At 70.2% G+C, this 5,672-nt stretch carries 6 protein-coding genes; 3 read left to right on the top strand and 3 right to left on the bottom strand.

The window, feature by feature from the left end:
* Positions 1-1,053, top strand: a 1,053-nt coding sequence (gene dhaL / locus DPV74_RS38595) for a dihydroxyacetone kinase subunit DhaL (RefSeq protein ID WP_119339093.1), incomplete at its 5' end; no start/stop codon positions are given.
* A 33-nt stretch (positions 1,054-1,086) separates the two neighbouring features.
* On the opposite strand, the gene DPV74_RS38600 is transcribed toward dhaL, so the two are convergent.
* The 3 genes from DPV74_RS38600 to DPV74_RS38610 form a co-directional block, all read right to left on the bottom strand.
* Positions 1,087-1,557: a hypothetical protein gene (locus DPV74_RS38600; protein WP_162923265.1), complete on the bottom strand. Its 471-nt coding sequence runs from the start codon at positions 1,555-1,557 to the stop codon at positions 1,087-1,089.
* A 29-nt stretch (positions 1,558-1,586) separates the two neighbouring features.
* On the bottom strand, positions 1,587-1,874 hold the full coding sequence (locus tag DPV74_RS38605; protein WP_021160733.1) for a DUF1330 domain-containing protein: 288 nt from the start codon (positions 1,872-1,874) through the stop codon (positions 1,587-1,589).
* A 214-nt stretch (positions 1,875-2,088) separates the two neighbouring features.
* The gene (locus DPV74_RS38610) at positions 2,089-2,949 is read right to left on the bottom strand and encodes a MaoC family dehydratase N-terminal domain-containing protein (protein WP_060197414.1); all 861 of its coding nucleotides are present in this window, start codon (positions 2,947-2,949) and stop codon (positions 2,089-2,091) included.
* A gap of 312 nt (positions 2,950-3,261) precedes the next feature.
* On the opposite strand from DPV74_RS38610, the gene DPV74_RS38615 reads away from it, so the two are divergent.
* Positions 3,262-3,741 carry a MarR family winged helix-turn-helix transcriptional regulator gene (locus DPV74_RS38615; protein WP_060311417.1) on the top strand — a complete coding sequence of 160 codons (480 nt, stop codon included), beginning with the start codon at positions 3,262-3,264 and terminating at the stop codon, positions 3,739-3,741.
* On the top strand, positions 3,738-5,672 hold a 1,935-nt coding region (locus tag DPV74_RS38620; protein ID WP_162923266.1), incomplete at its 3' end, for an FUSC family protein. The genes DPV74_RS38615 and DPV74_RS38620, both read left to right, overlap by 4 nt.

A 5,672-nucleotide genomic window follows, 5' to 3' on the forward strand; every position in this document is an offset into this window, starting at 1 on the left:
CTCGGCATCCACGGCGAGAAAGGCGTCGAACGCCGCGCGCCGCTGCCGGCCGATGCGCTGGCCGACACGCTGCTGTCGAGCATCGTCGCCGATCTCGTGCTCGACCGCGGCGAACGCGTCGCGCTGTTCGTCAACGGCCTCGGCGCGACGCCGGACATGGAACTCGCCATCGTGCTGCGCGCCGCGCACGACAACTTGACGCGGCGCGGCATCGTCGTCTCACGCGCGTGGGCCGGCACGTTCCTGTCGGCATTGAACATGCCCGGCTGCTCGATTTCCGTGCTGCGGCTGAACGACGAACGCGCGGTGCTGCTCGACGCGCCGACTCAGGCGCGCGCATGGCCGGGCGGCGGCGCGGTGAATACGCAGATCCGCGTGGCCGAGGCCGCTGCGCAAGAAGCGCCGCTGCCGCCGCTCGATGCGACCGGCCGCGCGTGGGCAGCGCGCCTGCAACCGGCACTGCATGCGGTCGCGCAGACGCTGATCGATCATGAGCAGACGCTGACGGACCTCGATGCGGCCGCCGGCGACGGCGATCTCGGTGCGAGCATGCTGCGCGCCGCACAGGCGATCCTCGCGCTGCCGGAAACCGCGTACGGCTCGCCGGCCGGCGTGCTCGCGGCGCTCGGCGCCGCGTTGCGCCGCGCCATCGCCGGCAGTTCGGGGCCGTTCTACGCGACCGCGCTGCTGCGCGCATCGCGCCGGCTGGCCGATGTCGCCGAGCCGTCGGCGCGCGACTGGGCCGCGGCGTTCCACGGCGCGGTGGACTCGATCAGCGAACTGGGCGGCGCGCACGCCGGCGACCGGACGATGCTCGATGCGCTGGTGCCGGCCGTCGCGGCATTCGAACGGGCGCTCGACAACGATCGCGATCACGCGGGCGCATGGGCGGCGGCGGTCGAAGCCGCCGAGCAGGGTGCACAGGAAACCGCGCAGATGACGCCGCGCGCGGGGCGCGCGAGTTATCTCGGCGAGCGCGCGATCGGCACGCCGGATGGCGGTGCGGTGGCGGTGTCGTACTGGTTGCGCGCATTGCAGCCGCACGTGCGATAAGCGGCGGCGGCAGGCTGATGCGGGCCGCCCGCATCAACCTGCCGCACGCGTCCCGGTTTGCCCCGGCAGCAGCGCGGCGCCGATTGCGGCCATGCCGAAACTCGCGAGCCAGCACCAGTAGCCGATTGCATCGAGATGAACCGGCTCAACCCCGCCGGCTTCATTGACGACGATCCGATGCTGCGTCAGGAAGCTTGACCCGAACAGCAGCGCGAGCACGGCCAGCGTGACCGCCTGCGTGCGCCGGCGCTTCGCGATCAGCCACCAGGCCGCGAACACGAGCGGGTTCGCGAGCCACGCGAAGATGCCGAAGAAAAGGCCCATCCAGCCGGTCAGCAGCACCTGCCAGCCGTCGGCCCAGGGATGCGGATCGGGTGCGCCCGTGCGGAACGGCACGGTGAACATGGCGACCAGATAGAGCACGACGCTGATCGCGAGCAGCACGGTCGTGGCGCGGCCCATCGGCGGTCGGACGGTCGCAGTGGCGGGGGTCGATGTGTTCATGGTCGTGCCGGGCGCCCGATGCGGGTCGTTCAGACGCCTTCCACCAGCACGGCGCGATAGCGCGCGCCCTTGAAACGATGCTGGACGACGTCCTGGTATTCGGGGCCGTGATACCACGCGTGCGCGGCTTCCTTCGACGGAAACTCGACGATCACGACACCTTCCGGGCCTTCGCCCTCCAGTGTTTCCTGCGGGCCATAGGCGGCGAGCACCTTGACCGGATGCCCGGCGAGCGTCGCGCCGACCTTGCTCTGGTAGACGTCGAGTTCGTGCTGGTCCTGCGTGCTTTCACGTGTAAACACAATGTAGGTGGCCAAGATACGTGCTCCTGATGCGATGCATGGAAGGTGGAAGGGTCGGCCGCGCGCCGCACCGTTCGGCAGGACGGCACGCGGCCTGCTCGCAGCTTACAGCGGTTTCGCGACGAGCGCCGGGGCCCGCCCGCATGCTCGCCCGAGCAGCTGCGGCGGGCACCACCGGTCGTCCGCGTACGGATCCTGCCGCGACGCGGACGAACGGAAACGGCGCCCGTCACGCAACGGTCGCGGTGGCCTGCATCGTCAGCCAGCCGTCGCGATCCTTCGCCCACAGCTCGATCGTCTTGCCGTCGTCCGACGGCTTGCCGCACAGCGTAAACGGCTCCCCGTCGAACGTCGGGCGCACCGCGCGGAACGCAAAGCTCGCGAGCGCGGCATCGGGCCGTTCGCGGCGCACGAGATCGACGAGCAGCGTCGCGATCAGCGGGCCGTGCACGACGAGCCCCGGATAGCCTTCCTCCTGCGTCACGTAGCTGCGGTCGTAGTGGATGCGGTGGCCATTGAAGGTCAGCGCCGAATAGCGGAACAGCATCACCGCGTCGGCCGTGACCGTGCGCGACCACGCCTCGCCTGCCGGCGCCGCGATCGGCTTCGGCGCGGGTGCGCCCGGCTGCGGCGCATCGCGATAGACGATGTCGTGCTCCTCCTCGACGCACGGCACGCCGTCGCACTCGATCCGGTGCTGCACCGTCACGAAGACGAGCCGGCCGCTGCGGCCCGTCTTGTCCTCGAGGTTCACGATCGTCGATTCGCGTATCGCGCGCCGTCCGGTGCGCAGCGGCGCATGGAACGTCAGGCGGCCGCCGGCCCACATGCGGCGCGGCAGCGGCACGGGCGGCAGGAAGGCGCCGCGCTTCGGGTGGCCGTCGGGGCCGAGTTCGGCCAGCGGCGCGACGGGCAGGAAATAGAGCCAGTGCCACATCGGCGGCACGACGTCGCCGGGCGACGGGCGGTCGAGCGTGGCGGCCAGCGCGTTCAGCGGGAACGCGGTGATGTCGTCGCCGAGCGTTTCGGTCTTGCCGAGCCACGCGTCGAGCGACGCCGGGGCGGACGGCTGCGAGGATGGGGTGGACACGTGCGGAATCTCCGGGAGGCTTGCAACGGCTTCAATATGCACGCCGCGCGCCGTTTCGCGAAGCCGGATTTCCCGAATCCCTTCCAGATTCCCGGCTTCGAACCCGCCTGCCCCGCCGCGTGGCCGCGCGGGACGGCTTTCGTCCGATCATTCGATCGCGCTCGCCGTGTGCGGGCCGGGCCGACATCCTTGCGGCTTGACCACCGCCGGCACGCCGCCTAAATTGCTTCAGACGGGCCGGCCGCGACGTGTCATACGGGTGACAAAAACGATAGTTTGCTATCGAATTATTTTGCCCCTATCATCTCGCCCATGACCAATCTGCACGACCTCCGCCTCGCCGTCAGCAGCCTGCTCGTGCTGTCCGCGCGCAAGTGGCGCCGCACCAGTGACGGCGTACTGAACGCGTACAACGTGTCCGAGGCCTGCGCGACGCCGCTGCTGATCGCCGGGCGCCTCGGCGAAGGCGTGCGGCAAGGCACGCTCGCCGAACACGTCGGCATCGAAGGGCCGTCGCTCGTGCGCCTGCTCGACCAGCTGTGCGCGGCCGGCCTTGCGCGCCGCGACGAGGATCCGCACGATCGCCGCGCGAAGACGATCTCGCTGACGGCCGCCGGCCGCGCGGTCACCGCGAAGATGGAGGAAGACCTGCGCGTGCTGCGTGCGCAGGTGCTCAAGGGTGTCACGCGCGCCGATCTCGAAGCGACGCTGCGCGTGCTCGACGCATTCAATGCATCCGAATCGCCCCCACCCGCCGCGCGCGCACCCCGCACCGGCAACACCACGTCATGACCTATCCGAGCCTTCGCGACTGGCTGTTCTCGGGCAAGACGTTCGCCGCGTCGATGCTGGCGCTGTACCTCGGCCTGTATTTCCAGTTGCCGCGCCCGTACTGGGCGATGGCGAGCGTCTACATCGTGTCGAACCCGTTCGTCGGCGCGACACGCTCGAAGGCGCTGTATCGCGCGCTCGGCACCGCGCTCGGCGCGGCTGCCGCGATCTTCTTCGTGCCGCCGTTCGTCGAGACGCCGCTGCTGTTCGCGATCATCGTCGCCACCTGGTGCGGCACGCTGCTCTACCTCGCGATCTCCGACCGCACCGCGCGCAGCTACGTGTTCATGCTCGCCGGCTATACGATGCCGCTCGTCGCTTTGCCGACCGTGACCGATCCGTCCACCGTGTTCGACGTCGCGATCGCGCGTACCGAGGAGATCGTGCTCGGCATCGTCTGCGCGAGCGTGGTCGGCAGCGCCATCTTCCCGAACCGGCTCGCGCCGACGCTGATCGAGCGCACCGATGCGTGGTTCAAGGACGCCGCGTTCTACGGCCGCGAGACGCTGTCCGGGCACCTTGCCGGCAAGGCGCTGTCCGCGTGCCGGCAACGGCTCGCGGCAACCATCACGGGCCTCGAATTCCTGCTGAGCCAGCTGAGCTACGACCATGCGCATCCGCGCATCCTCGCGCGTGCGCAGGCGCTCGCGGGCCGGATGCAGCTGTTCCTGCCGCTGATGTCGTCGCTCGCCGATCCGTTGATTGCGCTGATGCGCGACCTGCATATCCGGCCGGCCGGGCTGGACGACCTGCTCGCCGATGCCGCGAAATGGTTCGACGCACCGTTGCCGGCGGTCAAGGCCGGCAACGACGGCGACATGACCGACGACCCGGTCGCGGAGCGCCTGCGCGAACGGATTGCCGCGCTGCAGCCGGCCGACGACGCGCTCGCGAGCTGGGACGGCGCGCTGCTGTCGAACGCGCTGTGGCGGCTGCGCCAGGTCATCGACATCTGGCAGGACTGCCGCTCGCTGCGCGCGCTGATCGGCAACGAATCGGGCGTCTGGCAGCCGCGCTACCGGCACTGGCGGCTCGGCGGCACCGAGCGCTTCTTCGATCGCGGGATGATGCTGTTCTCGACGCTGACCGTCGCCGCCGCGATCGTGTTCGCGAGCTGGCTGTGGATCGCGTCCGGGTGGCACGACGGCGCCGCGGCCGTCACGCTCGTGGCCGTGTCGTGCAGCTTCTTCGCCGCGCTCGACGAGCCGGCGCCGCTGGTGTTCAAGTTCTTCCTCGCGACGACCGCGAGCGTCGTGTTCGCGGGCCTGTACCTGTTCGTCGTGCTGCCGCACGTGCACGATTTCGCGATGCTCGTCGTGATGTTCGCGGGCCCGTTCATCCTGATCGGCACGCTGCTGCCGCGCCCGCAGTTCAACATGGTGACGATGCTCGTCGCCGTGAACACGGCCACCTTCATCAGCATCCAGGGTGCGTACGACGCCGATTTCTTCGTGTTCCTGAACAGCAACCTCGCGGGCGTCGCCGGGCTGCTGTTCGCGTATGTGTGGACGCGTGCGACGCGGCCGTTCGGCGCCGAGCTCGCAGTGCGGCGCCTGCTGCGCTCGGGCTGGGAAGACGTCGCGCGCTCCGCGTCGACGCAGCCGCTCGACGACCAGCGCAACCACGCGTCACGGATGCTCGACCGCGTCACGCAGCTGCTGCCGCGTCTCGGCGCGTCCGACGACCACCGTCATCCGTCGATCGAGAGCTTCCGCGACCTGCGCATCGCACTGAATGCGCTCGACCTGCGCCGCTCGCGCCGCCGGCTGTCGGGCGACGTGCCCGACGCGATCGACCGCGTGCTGGCCGGCGTCACCGACCACTACGCACGCTGCGCGGCCGCGAACGCGCGCCAGCCGGCACCGCCCGCGCTGCTCGCGACCATCGACGAC

The sequence above is a fragment of the Burkholderia sp. HAN2018 genome (assembly GCF_024704855.1).
GTDB classification, from domain to species: Bacteria; Pseudomonadota; Gammaproteobacteria; order Burkholderiales; family Burkholderiaceae; genus Burkholderia; species Burkholderia cepacia.